The 19,301-nt window shown below is 73.8% G+C and carries 21 protein-coding genes; 9 read left to right on the top strand and 12 right to left on the bottom strand.

The window, feature by feature from the left end; all coding sequences use genetic code 11:
* Positions 1-108: 108 nt before the first annotated feature.
* A complete protein-coding gene (locus QK440_RS20140; protein WP_282794542.1) occupies positions 109-543 on the bottom strand; it encodes a DUF5133 domain-containing protein in 435 nt (144 codons plus the stop codon).
* A 169-nt stretch (positions 544-712) separates the two neighbouring features.
* Between QK440_RS20140 and QK440_RS20135 the strand changes: the two genes are divergently transcribed.
* Positions 713-1,273 carry a DNA starvation/stationary phase protection protein gene (locus QK440_RS20135; RefSeq protein WP_282794541.1) on the top strand — a complete coding sequence of 187 codons (561 nt, stop codon included), beginning with the start codon at positions 713-715 and terminating at the stop codon, positions 1,271-1,273.
* Between the two features lie 70 nt (positions 1,274-1,343).
* Positions 1,344-1,895, top strand: a complete 552-nt coding sequence (locus QK440_RS20130; RefSeq protein ID WP_282794540.1) for a type 1 glutamine amidotransferase domain-containing protein — start codon at positions 1,344-1,346, stop codon at positions 1,893-1,895.
* A gap of 45 nt (positions 1,896-1,940) precedes the next feature.
* Here the strand turns inward: QK440_RS20130 and QK440_RS20125 are convergent, their stop codons facing one another.
* Positions 1,941-2,135, bottom strand: coding sequence for a maleylpyruvate isomerase N-terminal domain-containing protein (locus tag QK440_RS20125; RefSeq protein ID WP_349239301.1), 195 nt, complete (start codon positions 2,133-2,135; stop codon positions 1,941-1,943).
* Positions 2,136-2,574: 439 nt separating this feature from the next.
* Between QK440_RS20125 and QK440_RS20120 the strand changes: the two genes are divergently transcribed.
* Complete coding sequence (locus QK440_RS20120) at positions 2,575-3,771, top strand: S8 family peptidase (RefSeq protein WP_282794539.1); 1,197 nt, start codon at positions 2,575-2,577, stop codon at positions 3,769-3,771.
* Positions 3,772-3,823: 52 nt separating this feature from the next.
* Here the strand turns inward: QK440_RS20120 and QK440_RS20115 are convergent, their stop codons facing one another.
* The 6 genes from QK440_RS20115 to QK440_RS20090 all read right to left on the bottom strand — a co-directional run bounded on the left by QK440_RS20115 (position 3,824) and on the right by QK440_RS20090 (position 7,521).
* The gene (locus tag QK440_RS20115; RefSeq protein ID WP_282794538.1) at positions 3,824-5,008 is read right to left on the bottom strand and encodes an ATP-binding protein; all 1,185 of its coding nucleotides are present in this window, start codon (positions 5,006-5,008) and stop codon (positions 3,824-3,826) included.
* Positions 4,995-5,291, bottom strand: coding sequence for a hypothetical protein (locus QK440_RS20110; protein ID WP_282794537.1), 297 nt, complete (start codon positions 5,289-5,291; stop codon positions 4,995-4,997). The genes QK440_RS20115 and QK440_RS20110 overlap by 14 nt, the downstream gene beginning before the upstream one ends.
* Before the next feature lie 8 nt (positions 5,292-5,299).
* The gene (locus QK440_RS20105) at positions 5,300-5,659 is read right to left on the bottom strand and encodes a hypothetical protein (protein ID WP_282794536.1); all 360 of its coding nucleotides are present in this window, start codon (positions 5,657-5,659) and stop codon (positions 5,300-5,302) included.
* A 161-nt stretch (positions 5,660-5,820) separates the two neighbouring features.
* Positions 5,821-5,964 (bottom strand): hypothetical protein, encoded by a 144-nt coding sequence (locus QK440_RS20100; RefSeq protein WP_282794535.1) that lies wholly within the window; start codon positions 5,962-5,964, stop codon positions 5,821-5,823.
* 46 nt (positions 5,965-6,010) lie between these two features.
* Complete coding sequence (locus QK440_RS20095; protein WP_282794534.1) at positions 6,011-6,310, bottom strand: hypothetical protein; 300 nt, start codon at positions 6,308-6,310, stop codon at positions 6,011-6,013.
* Between the two features lie 476 nt (positions 6,311-6,786).
* Positions 6,787-7,521: a trypsin-like serine protease gene (locus QK440_RS20090; RefSeq protein WP_282794533.1), complete on the bottom strand. Its 735-nt coding sequence runs from the start codon at positions 7,519-7,521 to the stop codon at positions 6,787-6,789.
* A 319-nt stretch (positions 7,522-7,840) separates the two neighbouring features.
* Here QK440_RS20090 and QK440_RS20085 point away from each other — a divergent pair, with 319 nt between their 5' ends.
* The 4 genes from QK440_RS20085 (at position 7,841) to QK440_RS20070 (ending at position 11,524) form a co-directional block, all read left to right on the top strand.
* Positions 7,841-8,683, top strand: a complete 843-nt coding sequence (locus tag QK440_RS20085; RefSeq protein ID WP_282794532.1) for a DUF1206 domain-containing protein — start codon at positions 7,841-7,843, stop codon at positions 8,681-8,683.
* Positions 8,684-9,037: 354 nt separating this feature from the next.
* Positions 9,038-10,354: a cytochrome P450 gene (locus QK440_RS20080; protein WP_282794531.1), complete on the top strand. Its 1,317-nt coding sequence runs from the start codon at positions 9,038-9,040 to the stop codon at positions 10,352-10,354.
* Positions 10,355-10,472: 118 nt separating this feature from the next.
* The gene (locus QK440_RS20075) at positions 10,473-11,102 is read left to right on the top strand and encodes a TetR/AcrR family transcriptional regulator (RefSeq protein WP_282794530.1); all 630 of its coding nucleotides are present in this window, start codon (positions 10,473-10,475) and stop codon (positions 11,100-11,102) included.
* The gene (locus tag QK440_RS20070; protein ID WP_282794529.1) at positions 11,099-11,524 is read left to right on the top strand and encodes a DUF6069 family protein; all 426 of its coding nucleotides are present in this window, start codon (positions 11,099-11,101) and stop codon (positions 11,522-11,524) included. Before QK440_RS20075 ends, QK440_RS20070 begins: the two co-directional genes overlap by 4 nt.
* Positions 11,525-11,603: 79 nt before the next feature.
* Here the strand turns inward: QK440_RS20070 and QK440_RS20065 are convergent, their stop codons facing one another.
* Positions 11,604-12,587: a BtrH N-terminal domain-containing protein gene (locus QK440_RS20065; RefSeq protein WP_282794528.1), complete on the bottom strand. Its 984-nt coding sequence runs from the start codon at positions 12,585-12,587 to the stop codon at positions 11,604-11,606.
* Positions 12,588-12,917: 330 nt separating this feature from the next.
* On the opposite strand from QK440_RS20065, the gene QK440_RS20060 reads away from it, so the two are divergent.
* A complete protein-coding gene (locus QK440_RS20060; RefSeq protein ID WP_282794527.1) occupies positions 12,918-13,634 on the top strand; it encodes a VOC family protein in 717 nt (238 codons plus the stop codon).
* A 57-nt stretch (positions 13,635-13,691) separates the two neighbouring features.
* On the opposite strand, the gene QK440_RS20055 is transcribed toward QK440_RS20060, so the two are convergent.
* A complete protein-coding gene (locus QK440_RS20055; RefSeq protein ID WP_282794526.1) occupies positions 13,692-14,645 on the bottom strand; it encodes an alpha/beta hydrolase in 954 nt (317 codons plus the stop codon).
* Positions 14,642-15,244 (bottom strand): TetR/AcrR family transcriptional regulator, encoded by a 603-nt coding sequence (locus tag QK440_RS20050; protein WP_282794525.1) that lies wholly within the window; start codon positions 15,242-15,244, stop codon positions 14,642-14,644. The genes QK440_RS20055 and QK440_RS20050 overlap by 4 nt, the downstream gene beginning before the upstream one ends.
* A gap of 226 nt (positions 15,245-15,470) precedes the next feature.
* Between QK440_RS20050 and QK440_RS20045 the strand changes: the two genes are divergently transcribed.
* Positions 15,471-17,672, top strand: a complete 2,202-nt coding sequence (locus QK440_RS20045; RefSeq protein WP_282794524.1) for a trehalase family glycosidase — start codon at positions 15,471-15,473, stop codon at positions 17,670-17,672.
* A gap of 41 nt (positions 17,673-17,713) precedes the next feature.
* On the opposite strand, the gene QK440_RS20040 is transcribed toward QK440_RS20045, so the two are convergent.
* Entirely contained in the window at positions 17,714-19,045 is a 1,332-nt protein-coding gene (locus tag QK440_RS20040) for a matrixin family metalloprotease (protein WP_282794523.1), read from the bottom strand.
* Between the last annotated feature and the right edge of the window lie 256 nt (positions 19,046-19,301).

Below are 19,301 nucleotides of genomic sequence, written 5' to 3'. Positions count from 1 at the left end.
GCGCCCGGCCCCCGTGGTGCTGGGTTCGGGTGGTCCCCCCGCCCGGCGGGGGGGTTGTTCCGGCCGCCCCCCCCCGGGGCCCCGGGGGGGCCGCCCGACAGGCGGGTTTCAGACGGCCAGCCAGACGCCTCCGGCGCTGCCCACGGAGGGCTCGGGGCCGGTCTCGGCCGACGGCAGGGGCGCCGGGGCGGGCGAGGGCCGGGGGGCCGACGGCCGGGGGAGCGGCAGTTCCTCAGCCCGGTCGGCCGTCCGGACGCGGGGCGGGTCCGGCATCCGGGCCGGAGCGGAATCGGCGCACGCCGGTACCGGCTCACCCGCGAGCAGCGCGTCGGCGATGCCCAGGGCGTCGTCGATCGTGGTGGCCCCCGTCAGCACGCACAGGGTGTAGGTCACGTCCTCCAGCGCGCGGCGGTTCGCCTCGGTCGGGGGTGCCGCGATACGCAGATCGGCGTAGCGGGCGAGCAGAACTCTCAGTTGCTTGGGATCCGGCATCAACACGGTGTCCACCCCTTCTTCTGATGTGTCCTGCGTCTGCCCCGTCACCACGACTCCATGTGCCTTTTGATCTACTTCACACGTTATGTCGTACCGGACCGGGGAAGACGTGCCCGGGAGGCGATGACCCGGTCGTCCCCAGTACCCCTTGTTCCGGCTTCGATGCCCCGGCGTGCGCGCCGGGCGTCGACGCCCGACCCTCTGAGGAGCACACACCATGGCCCGTACCACCACCCCCCGCTACACCGTCCCCGGCATCAGCGTGGAGGACGGCGGCAAGCTCATCACCTCGCTCAGCATGCGCCTGCACGCGCTGAACGACCTGCACCTCACGCTCAAGCACGTGCACTGGAACGTCGTCGGCCCGCACTTCATCGCCGTGCACGAGATGCTGGACCCGCAGGTCGACCGCGTCCGCGACATGGCCGACGACGTCGCCGAGCGCATCTCGGCCCTGGGCGGCGTGCCGCAGGGCACCCCGGGCGCCCTGGTCTCCGAGCGCACCTGGAACGACTACAGCATCGGCCGGGCCGACGCCATCGCCCACCTGGGCGCGCTCGACCTCGTGTACACCGGTGTCATCGAGGGCTACCGCGCGGCCATCGACGAGGTCGGCAAGCTCGACCCCGCCACCGAGGACATCCTCATCGAGCAGGTGCGGGACCTGGACCAGTTCCAGTGGTTCGTCCGGGCGCACCTGGAGAGCGCGCAGGGCTCCCTCTCCACCGACGGGTCGACCACCGAGCGCGAGGCCGCGGAAGCGGCCCGGGACGCCTGACCCGGCCCCCGCGCGGCCCCGGCCGCGCGCACCCGACCAGCACCACCGACACGACCGAGGAGGAGCCGCCGTGCGCGTCGCCTTCCTGACCGCGCCCGAGGGCGTGGAGCAGATCGAACTGACCGAGCCGTGGCGGGCCGTCGAGGCCGCCGGGGCCGAGCCCGTCCTGCTGTCGACCGCGCCGGGCCGCGTCCAGGGGTTCGACCACCTCGACAAGGCCGACTCCTTCCCGGTCGACCAGGTCGTGGCGGAGGCTTCCGCCGCCGACTTCGACGCGCTGGTCCTGCCCGGCGGCGTCGCCAACCCCGACGCCCTGCGCCTGGACGAGAAGGCGGTGGCGTTCGCCGGGGACTTCTTCGCGGCGGGCAAGCCGGTCGCGGCGATCTGCCACGCGCCCTGGATCCTGGTCGAGGCCGACGTCGTACGGGGCCGCACCCTCACCTCCTGGCCCAGCCTGCGCACCGACATCCGCAACGCCGGGGGCGAGTGGGTCGACCGGGAGGTCCAGGTGTGCACCGCGGGCGGCAACGTCCTGGTCACCAGCCGCAAGCCGGACGACCTCCCGGCCTTCTGCCGCGCCCTGACCGACGCCCTGGACAAGGGCGACGCCGAGGAGCGGTGACGACCCGGGCGCGGGGCGGGCGGGGCCGCCGCTGAGCGTCACAGCTCAGCGACGCCCACCGCCCCCGGCGCCCGCGGCCGGCGCGGCCACGAAACCCAGGCGCGTCGTCCGGGCCGTGTCGACCAGATGGGCGACCCCGTCGTGCACGCTCCACCCCTCGCACAGCGACGGCTCCTCCCAGCGCTCGTCCTCCAGCCGAGCGAGGTCGCCGATCAGCGCCGCGCGCTCCGCGTGCACCATCGCCCAGACGCCATGGGGCAGGACTGCTCCCTTTCTGACTTCCGATCACCGGTTCGGACTTCTGATCACCGGTTCTGACTTCCCATCAACGGTCTGACTTCTGATCACCGGCTGTCCGGCCACCGCGCACGTGAGCGCGGCGCGGCCGGACGCGGCGTACGCGGACACCGCGCGACCGCACACGGCCCGTACGCTCCGTCCGTCCCGTACCGGGGGCGGACCGGCGGCGGGGCGAGAACTCATCCCTCGCGGCGGTACCGGCCTGCCCGGCCTGCCTTCGCCATGGCCCACAGTGGCCGAAGACGCCGGGAGCGGCTGCTCTCCCAGGGGCGTACTCCATCAGTGGGACGGCGGATAAGCGCGCGTGTGGCGCGGTGACAGATACAGAGCGGTCGGCGGACCGCCCCACGCAGCGCCCCCCACAGACCAGGAGCAGCCCATGCCCGTATCCCCGTGGTACGCCCTCACCGCCGTCGTCGCCGCGAGCGTGCTCGCCGCGCCCACGGCGGCGGCCGAGCAGCGGACACCGGCCCCTGTGCGCGAGGCGGCCGAGCCCGTGCCCGGCCGGTACATCGTGACCCTGGCCCCGGGCGTCCCCTCCGAGCGGGCCGCGGAGCGGTGGCGGCTGCCGGTGCGGGAGACCTTCCACGAGCTGCTCAACGGCTTCTCCGCCGACCTGAGCCCCCGGCAGGTGCGCATGGTGCGCCGGATGCCCGGGGTGCTCGCCGTGGAGCAGGTCGGCGTCGTCGCGGGGCCGCGCGACGCGGTGCGCGCGCACCACCGCGAGCCCACCGAGTCCTGGGGCCTCGACCGCATCGACCAGCGCGCGCTGCCGCTCGACGGCTCGTTCACGCCCGGCGGCGACGGCGACGGTGTGACGGCGTACGTCATGGACAGCGGGATCGACCTCACCCACACCACGTTCGGCGGCCGGGCGGCGGCGGGCTTCGACGCCTTCAACGGGGACAGCACGGACTGCTACGGGCACGGCACCAGCGTGGCCTCGCTGGTGGGCGGGGCCACGTACGGGGTCGCGCGCAAGGCCAAGCTGGTGTCCGTCAAGGTCCTCGACTGCGAGAACAAGGGGACCAGCGAGGGGGTGCTCGCCGGGCTCGAGTGGATCGCGAAGAACGCGGTCAAGCCGGCGGTGGTCAACTCCTCGCTCAGCTCGCCGAAGTTCGCGACCGTCGACGCGGCGGTCGACGCCCTCGCCGGGCGCGGCGTCCTGACCGTGGCGGCCGGCGGCAACCAGGACGACGACGCCTGCACCCGGTCGCCCGCCGGCGCGACCACGGCCCTGTCCGTCGGCAACAGCACCAACGAGGACAAGGAGTCCGAGACCAGCAACCACGGCCGCTGCCTGAGCCTGTACGCCCCCGGGAACGACGTGCTCGCCGCCAAGTCGGGCGGCGGCTCCGTCATCGTCAGCGGCACGTCCTTCTCCGCGCCGTACACCGCGGGCGCGGCCGTGCTCGCCCTGGACGCCGCCCCGGAGACCGCCTCCGCCGCCCTGAAGCAGCGGCTCGTCGAGGCGGCCACGCCCGGCGTCCTGACGGTCGGCCCGGGCTCGCCCAACCGGCTGCTGTACGTGGAGCCGGGCAGCGCGCCCGCCACCCCGGCCACGGACGGCGGCTGACCCCGGGCCCGGGCGGGCGGCGGTTCCGCGCCCGGGCCCGGGCGGGTGCGGCTCAGCCGGGCGGGTGGGTGCCCTCCTCGGCGTCGCCGGGGCCGCCGTGCGTGTCGGCCAGGCGTCGGCGCAGTCGCGCGGCGACCGACTCCTGGTCCTCCGGGGAGAGCGGGGCCGTGTCGCCGTCCTCGGGCGGCGCGGGCGGGGGAGTGCGCTGTTCCTCCAGGGCGGTGAGCAGGGAGTCGCGCGTGACGGCCGCCCGGCGGCGCCGGGCGGTGCCGACCGCGGCCAGGATGACCGCCGTCTTGATGTCCCGGCCCGACACCTCGGCGACGTCGGCGAGTTCGTCGAGCGAGACGTCGTCGTGGACCGGCAGCTCCGCCGGCAGATGGGTCTGCCAGATGCGGCGGCGGGCCGCGCGGTCGGGCAGGGCGAAGTCGACGTGCAGCAGCCGGGATTCGACGGCGGCGTCGTAGCTGTGCGGCAGGTTGCTCGCGAAGATCACCAGGCCGTGGAAGGTGTCGAGCGCCATCAGCAGTTCGGTCCGCATGGAGTTGATGGCGCTCTCCGCCGCCTGCTGGGGCTGGGCGAAGCGGCGGGAGAGCAGCGACTCGGCCTCGTCGACGAAGAGGACCGCGTGCTGCTCGGCGGCCGCGGCGAACAGCGCGGCGAGGTTCTTGGGCCCGTCGCCGTGGTACTTGCTCTCCAGGTCCGAGAGGCGGCAGGACAGGATGCGCCGGCCGAGCCGGTGCGCGATGGCGTGGGCGGCCATGGACTTGCCGGTGCCGGGCGGGCCGCGGAAGTTGACGGCGGTGGACGGGTGCGGCTCGATCGAGCGCAGGTTCCAGGTGTCGAAGACGAGGGGTGCCACCTCGACGAGGGACACGCAGTCAAGCAGTCGGCCAACCGTCTCCTCGGGGAGCACCAACTGGTCGAAGGTGTACAGCGGTTCGACGGTGGTGAAGGCGGGTGTCTCCGGCGGCGCGCCGTCCGGCGGCGACACCGGTGCTGGCGGCGACGGCGGTGTCCGGGGCTCGGGCGGCACGCCGTAGCCGGCGCTGAGGACGAACGGGCCGGGCCGGTAGCGGCTGATGACGTCACCGAGCATGGCGAACAACCGCACCCGGAACTTCACCAGCTCCCGGTCGGGCAGGTCGGCGGGGAAGCCGCTCAGGAAGAGGTGGGGCGCGGTCCAGGCGTCCCCGTCCGCGCCGTGCTCCGCGCGGCCGCGCTCATGTGTGGACACGGATGACACCTCCCGCGACGCGGAGCCGGCGGGCGAGCTCGGGGTCGAGGGCGCGCGCGTCCCAGGCCTGTGTCGCCGTCCTGACGCCGTACGGGGTGAAGACGCCGCCGACGACGTGGTACTCCCCGGTGGAGAGCCGCTCGGAGAGGATCTCCGCGTAGCCGCCCCTGACGGCCCGCGCGGAGACCCAGCTCTCCACCATGTCCCAGGTCACCAGGGCGAGTACGGCCCCGGCCGCGAAGCCTCCCGCCATCAGGAGCAGGAGGAGGCTGATGGGTTCCACCACGCCCCCTAGCTGTAGACGACGAGGCCGCGGCCCGCCGCGTGGTGGCGTACCACCTCGGGACCCGGCTGCCGGGTGCTGGCGAGGGCCCGGGCCTCGACCACACGGCCGGTCCGCTGGTCGAAGAAGCCCTGCACGACGCGGGTGGTGGCGGCCGCCGGGGTCCTGTCGAACACCCCGCCGACCTTCGCGTAGTCCTTGTTGGCGATGCGCTCGGCGAGCGAGAAGGCGATCGCGTCGGAGTTCTCCGCCTTGATCCTGCCGCGCGCCCGGAACCATTCCGTGATGATGTCCACGGTGATGGAGACGATCACCACCGCGATATACCCGAAGAAGGCGATCGCGGCGATGAGGGAGAGTGGATCCATTGCTGTTTCCCCCCGATGTTGTTCGTTTTCTTCCGCTGTCGTTCTTTCGTGCTGCCGTTCTGTGGTTCTGTCGTTCTGCCGTGCTGTCGTTCTTTCGCCCTGCCGGTGCCGGATGGTGCCGAGGCCGGAAACCGGGCAGGTGTCGGCACGGGAGGTGCGGGTCACCGGCGGCGTCGGAACCAGCGGTGCAGTTCCGCGTCGTCGACCGTCACGTCCAGGCGGTGCCTCCTGCGGGCGCGGTGCGCCGCGACGAGCAGCGGCACGGCGACGGCCAGTGCGGCGGCCACCGCACCCCATTTCCACATTCCCTTCCTCCGCTCCGGCCCGGGCGCGGCACGCCGCCCGCCGGGCTCACTCGAAGATGATGAGTTCCCGTCCGCCGAACATGCCGAGAAGCTCGCTGTCCAGGGCCCTCGCCACCACGAACCTGCCGTACGGCGCTCCGGACGGCGCGAGGCACGGTGCGTTGTCACGGTCGACGAAGAGCTGGAGGCAGGGGAATCCGTAGGACAGGTCCTGGCGGGTGAGGAGAGCGCCGTGGTGCACCTGGGGCACGTCCGGGCGCTCTTCCACGAAATAGCGGACCACCTCGTCGAAGGTGAGCTTCCTGAGATGCAGAGGGCGGGGCACCTGAGCCTTTTTGATCGCCATGCCGCCCAGCAGGTGGAGAACGCCGACGACAGCTTCCGCCGCCTCCGGAGAAAAGTCCTGGGCCCACGGCCGGGAACCGCTTCCGTGCGGTGGTGGTGAATCATGAGAGCGTGGATCTTCGGCCATGTTCGATCATCCCCCGAAATCCCCCGAGCCGGATATCCCGATGAGCGAGTGTAGCGGCGAAAGCCTTTTCTGGTATCGCCTTTTTTCCGGGGATCAAGGCGATTTCTTGTGCGATTTCCCAGAGGTGTTCGGGGGTATTCGGGGGGTTCAGGGGGCCGAGAGGCTGGAGGGTGTGCGGGGGCTGCCGTGCTCGCCGTACGACAGTGCCCCCTCCGCGCGGTGGGTGCGCGAAGGGGGCACGGTGCTCATGTCCCGGTGCCGCCGGGGTCCCGGAGCCGCTCAGGTCCCGGGAGCGTGTCGGGCGGCCGCGGTCGCCTCGGGGGAGCGGGGTCGCCGCCGGTCCGGGGCGGTCAGACGCCGGCCACGCTCTGGATCCAGGAGCGGTACGCCGTCACGTTCGTGTAGGCCGTGGTGGTCTGGCGGTCGCTCGTGGAGGCCACGCCGACCTGGACGCCGCCCGCCATCATCGGGCCGCCCGAGTCGCCGCCCGCGGTGATGCCGTTGCCGCGGCGGGCGCAGATGGCCCGGCCGTTGTAGGCGTCGGTGCAGCCGCCGGTCACCACGACGTCGGCGACCTTCAGGAGGCGCGACTGACAGTTGATCTCCTGCCCGCACTGGGAGGTGGCTCCCCAGCCGTAGACCTGCACGGTCTGGCCGACCTGCACGGAGCCCGGGCTGCCCAGGCGCGCGTAGGTGCCCGACACGGAGCGGTCGAGGCGGACCAGGGAGAGGTCGGAGGACGCGTGGTTGTGGATGCTGACGCCGTTGGCCTGGGTGCCGCCGGTGGTCTGGTCGAGGCTGCCGATGCGGAACGACAGGTTGCCGCCGCTGACGCAGTGCTTCGCGGTGAGGATCCAGGTGGGGGCGATGATCGTGGCGCTGCACGTCTGCCGGCCGTTGGAGAAGAGCCGGGCCGCCCACGGCGCGCTGCTGGCGTAGCCGCCGCCGATGATCGGCTGGACCGCCTGGGTGGAGGGCGCGGGCGCGCGGTCGGCGGACTGCGCCTGGGCGGCGGCGGTGGGGGCGAGTCCGAGGACGGACAGCGCGACGGCTGCGAGGGCGGGGACAACTCGGGATATACGCACGTTCGTCTCCATCGTGTGGGGGTTGAACGCCCTGCACGGGGCCCGCCGCGCATAGGTATGCGAAACGGGCACCCACGCGGACGGCCGGTGAGCCTGTCGCGTGCATGCCATGCTGGGCCGAGGTGAATGTGGCAGACCGGCCGAGGTGGCCGCAAGAGGCGGGCCGCGCCTATGCGCGTAGAGTTGCGGATTCCTGCATAGGGAAAATGCATGGTCTGGACCATTCTGTGGTGAAAGGTCGGTCTGCTCCCCGGTGCGGACCGGCTCCCTTTCGGCCCGCCACGCGCATGAGCGGCGGGACTCGGGGGATCCGGGCTGCATGAGAACTGATGGGGCGGTGCGGAGCGGAGTGGGACAGGCGCGCCGGGTGGCCCGGGGGCGGGGCCTTGACGCCGCGGCACGGGCGGGGTTCGTGGCCCGCGGCGTGATCTACGTACTCGTCGGGGCGCTGGCGCTGCGCATCGCGCTCGCCGACGGCGACAAGCGGCAGGCCGACCGCGGCGGGGCGCTGGCGGAGATCGCCGAGAAGCCTTTCGGCAGCACCGTGTTGTGGCTCCTCGGCCTCGGCCTCGTGGGGATGGCGCTGTGGCGGCTCTCCGAGGCGCTGTTCGGCCAGGCGGGCCCCGACGGCCACAAGAAGGGCAAGCGCCTCCTGTCGGCGGCCCGCTTCGTCTTCTACGCGGTGGTCAGCTACTCGGTCCTCGCGTACGTCATGGGGGACAAGGGCAGCGGCAGCGGCTCGTCCGACCGCCAGGCCGACGACGTCACGGCGACCGCGCTGGACTGGCCGGGCGGCCGGTGGATCGTGGGCGCCGCGGGCGCGGCCGTGGTGGCGGCCGGGCTCTGGATCGCCGGCCGCGCCGTGCTGCGCAAGTACCGCCGCCGGCTGCGCATGGGGGAGATGACCGCCAGGACGCGCCGGGTCGTGGACGTCCTCGGCGTGGTGGGCGGCTGCGGGCGGGGCTGCGCCTTCGGCGCGGCCGGGGTCTTCCTCGTCGTGGCCGCCGTGCGGCACAAGGCCGGCGAGGCCAAGGGCGTGGACGACACCCTGCGCTCCTTCACCCACACGGCGGCCGGGCCGTGGCTGCTGGTCGCCGTGGCCGTGGCGCTCGTGGCCTTCGGCCTCTTCTCGTGGGCGAACGCGCGCTGGCGCAAGGTGTGACGCCCGGCCGGCCGTACGAGTACGCCGGGGGCCGGCCGCACCGCCCCCTGGCGGCCCGTGCCCGGCCGACCCGGGCGAGGAAGCGGCGCCGCCCGGCAGCCCGTGTCCGGCCATCTGGCGAGGCAGCGCCGCGGCTGGACCCCCGGCCCGCTGCGGGAGGCGCCTGACGTACAACGCCCGGGAGCGGCGCGGTGGTTCCGCCCGGCCCGGACTCGGGCGGCGGGTGTCGGCCCGGGCCGCGACGCCCTTCCTCACGGGGTCCGGGGTGGTGCACACTCCTTCGGTGGAGCGGGAGATCCGGCGCGGGCCGGCCGCCGGACGGCACCGCCCCGGCAGCGACCAGGAGGCGCACCCATGGACATCCCCGGTCCCGAGCCCCACCCGGACGGCGGCGCGGGCGCCGTCGCGGCCGCGGGCGGACTGCACACCTACCAGTTGCGCCTGCACGCCGAGTACGGCCCCGTCGTGCGGTTCCAACTGCCCGGCGCCGACGACGCCGTGTCGGTCGCGGACCCGGTGCTCCTGGAGGCCACCGCTCACATCAACCAACGCCCGAAGCGGCTCTTCGAGTTCCTGGCGCCCCTGTGCGAGGCGGACAACCTCCAGGTCCTCGAAGCGTCCGAGCACGGCCCGTGGCGCCGCCTGCTGTTCTCGGTGTTCGCCGGACGCCCGTCCCACGAGCAGCACTTCGCCCGCTTCACCGAGCTGGCGACGGACCTCGCGGACCGCTGGGCCGGGCACGCCGAGGACGAGCCGGTCGAGCTGCAGAAGGACCTCACCGCGCTGACGCTGCGGATGATCTGCGCGTACGCCCTCGGGGGCGACGCCACGGACCCGGAGCGGGTCAGCGCCGCCTTCGAGGTCGTGCTCACCGAGTACCTGGGACGGCTCTACCGCGTCCCCGTCCCCGGCACCGAGGAGGAGCGCGCCCGGCGGGCGGAGGAGGCGCTCGCCTACCTGCGCGCGACGGTCGACGAGGTCGTCGCGGCCCACCACCGCTCCGGCGGCCGCGCCGGCCGCAGCGACCTGATCGGCGCGCTCGTCGAGTCCGGGGCGAGCCCCGCACGCATCCGCGACACCGTCATGGTGACGCTGCTCGCCGCCCACCACACCACCGGCGTCGCCGTCTCCTGGTCCCTGCACCTGCTCGGCCGCCACCCCGAGGCCGCCGCACGCGCCGCCGACGAGGTGGACCGCGTCCTCGGGGACCGCGCCGCGCCCTCCTACGCCGACCTGCGGCGGCTGACGTATCTGGACATGGTCCTGAAGGAGGCGATGCGGCTCTTCCCGCCCGGCCCCTACGGCGCGCGCGAGACGACCGAGCCCCTCGTCCTGGGCGGGTACGAGATCCCCGCGGGGACGACGCTGTTCTACCCCTTCTGGGCGGTGCACCTGAACCCCGACCACTGGCCCGATCCCGAGAGGTTCGACCCGGAGCGCTTCACCCCCGAAGCCGCGGCCGGACGGCCGCGGCTCGCCTACATCCCCTTCGGCCTCGGCCCCCGTAGCTGCGAGGGCGCGAGCCTCGCCACGGTCGAGGCCATGCTGACCCTGTCGGTCCTGCTCAAACGCCTCACCTTCCGGCCCGTGCCCGGACACGAGGTGCGGCCGATCGAACGCTTCGTGCTGTGGGCCGCCGACGACATCCGCATGTACGCGCGACCGCGGTGACCCCGGGGCCGGACAGGCGGTGCTGAGCGGGGCTGTATCGCCCCGCATGCAAGAAGAAACAACGGAGTGAGGACTCACTCATTGACGGAGTGAGGACTCACTCCGTAGTCTCGCCGTCATGACGCCACCCAAGGAGAACCAGACCGGCCGGACGGACCGGTCCACTCGCCGCCGCGCCCCCAGCATGTCGCCGGAGCGGCGCCGCGAGATGATCATCCAGACCGCGATTCCCCTGATCGCCGAGTACGGCGCAGCGGTGACGACCGCGAAGATCGCCCGCGCAGCGGGCATCGGGGAGGGCACGATCTTCCGCGTCTTCGCCGACAAGGAGGAGCTGTTGCAGGCCTGCGTGGCCGAGGCGCTCTCCCCGGAGCACGCGGTCCGCGAGCTCGACGCGATCGACGTGTCGCAGCCGCTGCCCGACCGGCTCGCGGAGGCGGCCGAGGCGCTGCAGGCGCACCTGTCCAGGATGGGGGCCATCGTGGGCTCGCTGGGGCATCGCGGCGGCAAGCACCCCGGTACGGTGCGCGGCGCGGGCCGCGACGAGTCGACGACCCGGATCCGCGCGGCCCTCGCGGAGCTTCTGGAGCCGGACAGGGCCGCCCTGCGCCGGCCGCCTGAGCAGATCGCGGCCCTCTTCTTCGGGCTGCTCTTCACCCAGCCGCGTACGGGGGACGAGCCCGACCTGACCCCGCGGGAGCTGGTGGAGGTCTTCCTGCACGGGGCACTCGCGGCAGGCGCCGAATGAGCGTGCGGAGAGGGCGCCTCGGGGTGACGGCCCTGGCCGTCCTCGCCCCCGTCCTGGTGTGGCTGGTCACGGACCCGCTGCTGGGGCACCGGCTGCGCATCGCCGACGGCGGGCGGACGCTCGACATCGGCGCCGTGCCCGTGGCGGCCGTCGCGCTGCTGGCATCGCTCGCCGGCTGGGCACTGCTGGCCGCCCTGGAGCGCTTCTGGGCGCGGCACGCCCGCGCCGTCTGGACCGGGGCGGCCTGCGCCGTGCTGGCCGTGTCCTTCCTGCCGTTGGCCGGTGACGGCATGGACGGCGGCACGCGACTGTCCCTGGCGCTGATGCACCTGGCCGTGGCGGCGGTGCTGGTCCCGGGGCTGGGCGGCAGGTCCTCCGGGGCGGCGGCCGGTGCCGCCAGGGGGCGCGTCGTCGCCAAGTGAGCTGCGGAGCGCCGTTGTTCCGGGCGGCGCGCAGCGGCCGTACCCCTACGGCCGGAGTGCTGGGGAGTACTAGGGAGTACTAGAGCGAGCTGAGCGCCTCCATCGCCTCGCGTTCGACGCGGGAGAGCTCGTGGAGGACGGAACCGGCCTGGGTGAGGTTCCGCTGGTCGCTGGATGTGCCTGCCGCCGTGACGAGGGCCGCCACCTGCGTCCAGAGGGTGGCGGCCTCGGCGTACAGGCGGTGGGCCGTGCGCAGGTGGCCGCTGTCCAGCAGTTCGGCGCACTCGGCGAGGAAGTCCCGGTAGAGATTGCGGAACAGGGCGCCGCCGGTGCCGGCCTTCTCCATGAGGAGGGCTGCCTGCGGCAGGTCCACCTGTGGATCGTCGCTGCGCCGGAGCCACTTCGGCACGTTTCGGGCTGCCTTTTCGATACCTCGGTGGCCCAGGTTGGCGATGGGCGGGTTCAGGAACGCGGCGGCGCAGGTCCTGACCGCGCGGTGGATCCGGTCCTGGGGCGACGGCAGGCTGCCGGGCACGGCGAGGGTGAAGGAGCGGCGCCTGGCGGTCATGGGGCCGCGCTCGGCCCTGGCCTTCGCCAGCCCTGTGAGGCTGGTCGATACGGCACCGCCCTGCTGGGCGGTGTCCACCAGGTAGGCGTTCCGCTCGTCGTAGCCGTACATGGCCACGATGTGCCCGCCGAAGTGCACCTTGGTGCTGAAGTAATCCAGGTGGTAGCTGTCCAGCTGGAGGCCGACCGGCCGTCCGGCGTCGACGGGGGCCGCCACGTTCTGCCACGCCTTGCGCGGGGAGGTGGTCTCGGCGACCTGAAGCTCCAGCCCGAGCACCGAGGCCAGGTTCTTGGTGAGCTCGAACGGCTTGACCCGGCCTCCCAGGAAGGGGAAGGCCATGGCTTTGCTGTCCCAGTAGATGAAAGACAGTCCGGAGCCGAGTCCGAACAGCATGGGTTCGGACAGATCGAGTCCCTCGTGCCGCAGCAGCACACCCAAGGCCGTCGTCTCGCAGTGCCGCATCCCGCGGGCATCGATGTCTCGCACCATGGTCATACCGCTCATTCTCCCGCCTCGGTCCCGCCCGCCTCCGCCCCTCCCGGCTCGGTCTCTCCCGCCTCCGTCCCTCGACGACGACGCCCGTCGACGAGGCCCAAGGCGCCAACGCCTCGGACGAGTCAGTCGGACCACCAAGCTCGCCCCCCGGACGGCCCCGTCCGGCCTCCCCCGTCCGGCCCGGGCTCCCTCACCGCTGTTCCGCCGGGACCCGCTCCCCCCGTCATCGCTGCGCCGGAAGCGCCGCTCCCGCGCGGGAGCAGCGGAAATCCGCTTGCGTGGTCGCCCGGCGAGCCGATAGTCAGCGTCCCAAAGGTGAGGAGGGCGCGCATGACCACGCTCGGTTCGTTGCACGAGTTCTGCTGGATGGACCTGAAGGTACGCGATCCGTCCGGCACCGCGGCCTTCTTCTCCGAGGCGCTGGGCTGGACCTTCGAAGTGGACGAGGAGGACTGGCGCCAGGTCGTCAAGATATCCGTCGGCGGGTACCGGATCGGTGGCGTCAGCGACCTTGCGAACCCGGTCTACCCACCGGGCACACCCGCCCACGTCGCCTACTACCTGGCCGTCGACGACGTCGACCGCCGCGTCGGCATCGCGACCGCGAACGGCGCGCGTCTCGTCGTGGCGCCCTTCGACGCGGGCGGCCAGGGTCGTGCGGCGACGCTGATCGACCCGGTGGGCGCTGCCGTCTCCCTGTGGCGACCCCGTGACTTCACCGGGTGGACGTTCCCGACCGGCTTCGCAGGCGCCCCTCACCACATGGTCCTGGTGTGCGACCGACCTGACCTGGCCCGGGACTTCTACCACCGGTTGACAGGCGCCGCTCCGGCGGCTGCCGCGTTCATGGCGGCACGCGAACCCCTCGCCGCCCCGCAGTGGGAACTGTCCGTCGGGGTCGATGATCTTGACGGCATCGTCTCCCGTGTGCGGGCCAGTGGACAGGGTCGCGTCGCCTGGACCGAAGAGGCCGACGGTTCCGTTCCGCGGTTGCACGGCCCGGAGGGGCTGTCGTTCCGGCTGCACCCGCTGGGCGGTGGGCGGTGACGCGCGTACGACACAGGGCGCTGGCGGGGTCTCGTCGCGCGGGGGTTCCGGGGGCGCTCACCGTGAGTCCCGGCGCAGTATGTCCCTCAGCCGCGCGGCGAACTCCGCCGGGTGCGTGGTCAGGCCCGTGTGTCCGCCCGGGAAGTGCTTGAGGTCCTGGCCGAGCTGGTCGGCGAGGAACGCCGCCGCGCGGTGGGGGAGTTCGCCGCCGGAGTCGTGGCCCGCGGCGAGGACGAACCGGTCCGAGAGCGCCCGCAGGTGCCGGAGGTCCGGGGCGTAGGACATGAAGGCCGGCACGATACGGCTGACGAAGTACGGCAGACCGGCCATCGTCCGCTCGGCCCGGGCGGCCGCCTGCGGGGGCAGGGCGAGCCGGGGCTGCGGCTCGGGGGCTGGGGCGTCCCCCCTCAGGCCCGCGGCGAACTCGGCCATCGCCGGCATGAGCCCTTCGGTATGGAACGTCCGCTGGACGCGGGCGATGAGTGCCCGGTGCGCGGGCGCGTCGGGCAGGACCTCCACCAGCGGCGGCTCGTGGAGTACGGCGCGGGCGACACGGTCCGGGCGGGTGGTGAGCAGGTGCACGGCGGCGATCGCGCCCGAGCTTGAGCCGAACACCCGGGCGGGCTCGCCGGGCGAGAGCAGGTCGAGCAACCGGGCCGCGTCCTCGGCGTGTTCGGCCACCCGCTGCTCCGCCGCCGGGTCGTCGAGCGGGCTGCGGGCCAGGCCGCGCGGGTCGTAGGCCGCGACGGTGTACTCGGCGGCCAGCGTGCCCGCGACGCCGTCGAAGGAGGCCGCGCCACCCGTCCCGCCCGGTATCAGGAGGAGCAGCGGGCCCCGGCCGCGTACTTCGTAGTGCAGGGTCGCGCCGTCCACGCGCAGGCTGCCCACGGTCGGGGTCGTCGTGACGTCCGAGGCCTCCGAGGCGTCCGGGGTGCCCGGGGCGGTCGAAACGGTGGGCGCGGCCGGGGTGTCCGGCGTGGTCGGGGTGGTCGGGGTGGTCGGGGTGGTCATGCGAGGTCTCCTTCGTCTCCTTCTCCGGCGGCGGGCCAGCGCTCCAAGAGGCTGTGCAGGGCGTCGAGCACGCGGTCCCAGGACCGCTGCGGCGCCCGCTCGTGGGCGAACCCGCCCGTGGCCTCCAGGGCGACGAACCCGTGGAACGTGCTGCGCAGCAGCCGGACGGCGTCGGTCAGGTCGGGCTCGGCGAGGCCGTAGCCGCGCAGCACGCCGTAGGTGAGCTCGACGGCGCGACGCGGCCCGGGGGCCCGCGCGGCCAGCTCGGGGTCGATCCGCAGGCCCGCCTGGGTCGCCGCGTAGCGGCCGGGGTGCTCGTGGGCGTACTCCCGCCAGGCCCCGGCGAACGCGGCCAGCGCGTCCTTGCCCGCCCGGCCCGCGGTCGCCTCCGCGATCCTGAGGGTCTTCTCGTCCGCCGCCAACAGCGCGATGCGGCCGCGCAGTTCCTCCAGATTGCGCACGTGCGTGTACAGGCTCGCGTCCTTCACGCCGAGCCGCCGCGCCACCCGCGCCATGGTGACCTGCTCGAACCCGGCCTCATCCGCCAGCTCGGCACCCGCACGCGTCACCCGTTCCGCCGTCAGCCCGGCCCGCGCCATACGCCCTCCTCGCCGTTCGCTTCCTAGGGGTCCTAGTTTTATCCTAGGGACCCTAGGAAGGCAATCGGGATGTACCGGGGAGCGAGGATCCCGACGGGGCGGCCGTGAGGGAGGGGACACGGGAGGGCGGAGGGGTTTCATGTCCATGCCGGGTGGCTAGATCCGCTGCAGGCTCCCGCCGCGTCCGCGTCCCGACGCCCCCACAGCCACCCGCACCGGAGGCCCCATGCGTGTCCTGTCCGCCCTCGCCCTCCCGCTCGCCGCAGGCCTCACCCTCAGCGCGGCCCCGCCACCGGACACCGCACGCCCGCCCACGCCGACGCCGTACGGCACCACCGCTTCCGCCGCCCGAGGAGCGGGCGGACCCGACGCGTACGCCGACGTCCTCGACCTCCAGGGGAGCCCGGACTCCGCCGACCCGGGCGAGTTCAACCGGATCAACGTCTTCGCCGACCAGGGCGCCTGGCACGCGTACGCGCTGCCCGAGGCCGACGACCCGGCGACGTACGGCGGCTTCACGGGGCCGCTCCACATAGCCCAGGAGTACCCCTGGTGGCTGAGCCGGTCCTTCAGCCGGATCCGGCTCACCGAGGGCGGCAGGACCCTCGGCCTCGCGGACGGGGGCGCGCCGCGCCTCACCTCGCTGCCCGGCCTGCTGCGCCAGACCTACCGCCTCCGCGGCCTCACCCTCACCCTGGAGCTGCGGTTCGCCACCGACCGCACCGCGCTGGTCCGCGCCCGCGTCCACAACACCGGCCGGGCGCCCCGCACGCTCGCGGCGGGCTGGACCGGCACCCTGCTGCGCCCGGACAAGGGGCCGCAGCGCGACGCGCCCGAGCTGGTTGCCACGGAGCGCGGTGCCGCCGTCCGCTTCGCCCGGGTCCGCGAGACGTGGGACTACCTCACCGACGGTACCGAGCGGTTCGAGGTCAGGCACCGCGAGCCCGTCCGCACCAGCCTCGGCCGCGACACCTACCGCACGGAGCTCGCGGCCCCGCTCCGCCTCGCCCCCGGCGCGGCCCGCACCCTGGACTGGACCGAGAGCTATACGTTCACCGCCGCCGAGCGGGCCCGCGAGGCCTCCGCCGGGCGCCGCGTCCTGGCCCGCCCCGACGCCGTCGCCGCGCGCGGCACGGCACGCTGGCAGCGCTACGTCGCCGCCGTCACCCGCCACGTGCCGCCCGCGCGCCGCCGCCTCGCGGTGAAGGCCCTGGAGACCCTGGTCACCAACTGGCGCTCGGCCGCCGGGCGGATCCGGCACGACGCCGTCACGCCCTCGATGTCGTACAAGTGGTTCGCCGGCGGCGTCTGGGCCTGGGACACCTGGAAGCAGGCCGTCGGCACGGCCCGCTTCGACCCCTGGCTCGCCCGGTCCCAGATCCGCGCCATGGCCGACCACCAGATCCGGCCGGACTCGGCCACCCGGCCGCAGGACGCCGGGATGATCCCCGACGCGGTGTTCTACAACGCGCCGTCGGACGGCGGCGGCAACTGGAACGAGCGCAACAGCAAGCCCCCGCTGGCCGCGTGGGCGGTGTGGGAGGTCCACCGGCGCGGCGGCGACCGCGCCTTCCTGCGCGAGATGTACCCGAAGCTGGCCGCCTACCAGGCCTGGTGGTACCGCAACCGCGACCACGACCGCGACGGGCTCGCCGAGTACGGGGCGACCGTCGACCCGGCCAACGACAGCCCGGAGCAGCGGCGGCTCGCCGCCGCCTGGGAGAGCGGCATGGACAACGCGCCGCGCTTCGACGCCGCCCTCGGCGCCGCCGTCGTCGCCAACCGGGACGCCACGGGACGCCTGACCGGCTACTCGCTCACCCAGGAGTCCGTCGACCTCAACGCCTACCTCGCCGCCGACCAGACGTATCTCGCCGCCATCGCCCGGGAGTTGGGCGACCGGGCGGGGGAGCGGCACTGGCGGGCCCGCGCCGCCGCCACCCACGCGGCCGTGCGCACGCGGATGTACGACCCGCGCGACGGCTGGTTCCACGACACCGCCCTCGACGGCGGCGCCCGCCTGACCGACCGCGGGCGGGGCATCGAGGGGGCCGCCCCGCTGTGGACCGGCACCGCGTCGCCCGCCCAGGCCGCCGCCGTCCGCGACAAGCTGACCGACCCGGACGAGTTCGCCACGCCCGTGCCCTTCCCCACCGTGGCCCGCAGTTCGCCCCACTTCGCCCCGCAGCGCTACTGGCGCGGGCCCGTCTGGCTGGACCAGGCGTACTTCGCCCAGGCCGGACTGCGGCGCTACGGCCACACCCGGGAGGCCCGCGCCCTGACCGGCCGGCTGCTCACCCACGCGCGAGGGCTCACCGGCCGGGGCCCGGTGATGGAGAACTACGACCCGCTGACCGGCGCGCCCCTCAACTCCCCGAACTTCAGTTGGTCGGCGGCGCTGCTGCTGCCGATGCTGGGCGGGCGGTGAGGCGCCCCCTGAGGCGCGGCGGAGCCTCAGGGGGCGCATCCTCACCACCAGTTCTCGACGGCCCCCTGGTACTCGGGCGAGGAGACGAACCCGACCGTCGCGTCCTGGTGGTTGAGGCCGTTGCGGAGCCCGTCCGTCCAGGCCTGCCACCCGTCCGGGTCGGGCTGGCGCCGCAGGTAGTGCGCGTACAGGTCCCGGCTGAAGGCGCGGCAGTACTCCTCGGAGAGGACGAAGCCGCGCGCGACCTCGTGCCGGGGCGTGCCCTCGCGCATGCGCTGCCGCCAGTGCGCGAAGCCCTCGGCGTCCGGCGGGCGCCGCAGCAGGCGCCGGTAGAGCGAGTCGATGAACGCGGCGTCGTCCGGGTACTTCTGCCGGTACTCGGCGCTGTCGAGGAACGCGACGATCGCCGCCTGCCGGCCCATGCCCTGTTGCAACTGCTGCCGCCAGGCGGCCAGCCCCTCCGGGTCCGGGGCGCGGTCGAGCAGCGCGAAGTACAGGTCGGTGGCGAGACGTTCGGAGTACTCGTGCGAGTAGCAGAACCCGCGGGCCACGTCCTGGGGGCTCGCGCCCGAGAACAGGCCGCGCACCCAGCCGTCGTACCCCTCGTCGTCGAAGCGGCGTCCGAGCACGTCGCGGTAGAGCGACGCCACCCAGATGTGGCGCCGGTACACGTACCGCATGCCGGCGCGGTCGTCGGCCGCGGGGGTCGACGGCGTGGGGTAGAAGGGGTTCATCGTCGAGTCCGGCACCGGTGTGTGGTCGAGGCCCAGGGAGTGGCCGAGCTCGTGCACCATGACCGTCAGCAGGTCGATGCCGGCGCCGGCGACGCCCTCCTGCCAGGTCTCGTCCTCGTCGAGGTGCGCGTCCCCGGCCAGCGCGCCCCCGTACGGCGGCGGGTAGAACGCGTGGGCGAGGACCCGGCCGGGGCCGTCGAACGGGAACCCGTCGCCGTGGTCGCGCGCGCCGAACCTGATCTCGATGTCCGGCTCACCCGTCGTCTCACGGAACACCAGGGGCACGACCGCGGCCCACCGGGCGAACGCCGTGGTGATGGCCGCCCGTTGGCGGTCGTGCGGGAGGTCGGGGGAGAGGTTGTTGACGCGGTAGGTGAGGATGGCGTGGTCCCACACGGTCCCGTACGCCACGAACGAGGCACCGCCGGGCTCACCGGCCCCCCGCCGGTCGGGCACCCCGCACCGGGGCCGGGCGAGCACCTCCGCCGTGGCGTCGTCGAGCTCCCCCGACGCCGGAAGCAGCGCCATCGCCTGCAAGGCCCGTACGGCCGCGCGGCCTTGGGCGGTGTCGAGAGCGACACCCTCCGCCAGGTACCCGAACTCCCGCAGATAGTCGGACGCGTTGTTGTCGTCTCCCATGGTGTTCTCCCTCGTTCCGTTGTGCTGCGCGTGCCGGCGGACGAGGCCTGTACGGTTCGTGTCGCTGAGGGCTCGCGGTCCCGGTCGCGCCGGTACGACATCACCCTGGCCGACGGCTCCGACCTGCGGCCACCGCGGTTCCGCTCACCGGAACGCGGAGTCCACTTGTGTCGGAGCGGAGTTGAGCCGCTGGTGCCGGTGGGGCACTTGGGTCCGGTCGGGTTCCCGGGGCCCAGGAAGCGGACGATCTCATTCG

It is taken from the genome of Streptomyces sp. CC224B, from assembly GCF_030010595.1.
Lineage (GTDB): Bacteria > Actinomycetota > Actinomycetes > Streptomycetales > Streptomycetaceae > Streptomyces > Streptomyces longispororuber.
This window is presented reverse-complemented; position numbering and strand designations above follow the sequence as displayed.

What these genes read in the sequence shown, in the direction of transcription:
- QK440_RS20080 (WP_282794531.1), top strand. Translation starts at nt 9,038, where the DNA reads ATGGACATCCCCGGTCCCGAGCCCCACCCGGACGGCGGCGCGGGCGCC.
- QK440_RS20085 (WP_282794532.1), top strand. Translation starts at nt 7,841, where the DNA reads ATGAGAACTGATGGGGCGGTGCGGAGCGGAGTGGGACAGGCGCGCCGG.
- QK440_RS20075 (WP_282794530.1), top strand. Translation starts at nt 10,473, where the DNA reads ATGACGCCACCCAAGGAGAACCAGACCGGCCGGACGGACCGGTCCACT.
- QK440_RS20120 (WP_282794539.1), top strand. Translation starts at nt 2,575, where the DNA reads ATGCCCGTATCCCCGTGGTACGCCCTCACCGCCGTCGTCGCCGCGAGC.
- QK440_RS20040 (WP_282794523.1), bottom strand. Translation starts at nt 19,045, where the DNA reads ATGGGAGACGACAACAACGCGTCCGACTATCTGCGGGAGTTCGGGTAC.
- QK440_RS20095 (WP_282794534.1), bottom strand. Translation starts at nt 6,310, where the DNA reads ATGGCGATCAAAAAGGCTCAGGTGCCCCGCCCTCTGCATCTCAGGAAG.
- QK440_RS20065 (WP_282794528.1), bottom strand. Translation starts at nt 12,587, where the DNA reads ATGACCATGGTGCGAGACATCGATGCCCGCGGGATGCGGCACTGCGAG.
- QK440_RS20100 (WP_282794535.1), bottom strand. Translation starts at nt 5,964, where the DNA reads ATGTGGAAATGGGGTGCGGTGGCCGCCGCACTGGCCGTCGCCGTGCCG.
- QK440_RS20070 (WP_282794529.1), top strand. Translation starts at nt 11,099, where the DNA reads ATGAGCGTGCGGAGAGGGCGCCTCGGGGTGACGGCCCTGGCCGTCCTC.
- QK440_RS20045 (WP_282794524.1), top strand. Translation starts at nt 15,471, where the DNA reads ATGCGTGTCCTGTCCGCCCTCGCCCTCCCGCTCGCCGCAGGCCTCACC.
- QK440_RS20050 (WP_282794525.1), bottom strand. Translation starts at nt 15,244, where the DNA reads ATGGCGCGGGCCGGGCTGACGGCGGAACGGGTGACGCGTGCGGGTGCC.
- QK440_RS20125 (WP_349239301.1), bottom strand. Translation starts at nt 2,135, where the DNA reads ATGGTGCACGCGGAGCGCGCGGCGCTGATCGGCGACCTCGCTCGGCTG.
- QK440_RS20135 (WP_282794541.1), top strand. Translation starts at nt 713, where the DNA reads ATGGCCCGTACCACCACCCCCCGCTACACCGTCCCCGGCATCAGCGTG.
- QK440_RS20105 (WP_282794536.1), bottom strand. Translation starts at nt 5,659, where the DNA reads ATGGATCCACTCTCCCTCATCGCCGCGATCGCCTTCTTCGGGTATATC.
- QK440_RS20055 (WP_282794526.1), bottom strand. Translation starts at nt 14,645, where the DNA reads ATGACCACCCCGACCACCCCGACCACCCCGACCACGCCGGACACCCCG.
- QK440_RS20060 (WP_282794527.1), top strand. Translation starts at nt 12,918, where the DNA reads ATGACCACGCTCGGTTCGTTGCACGAGTTCTGCTGGATGGACCTGAAG.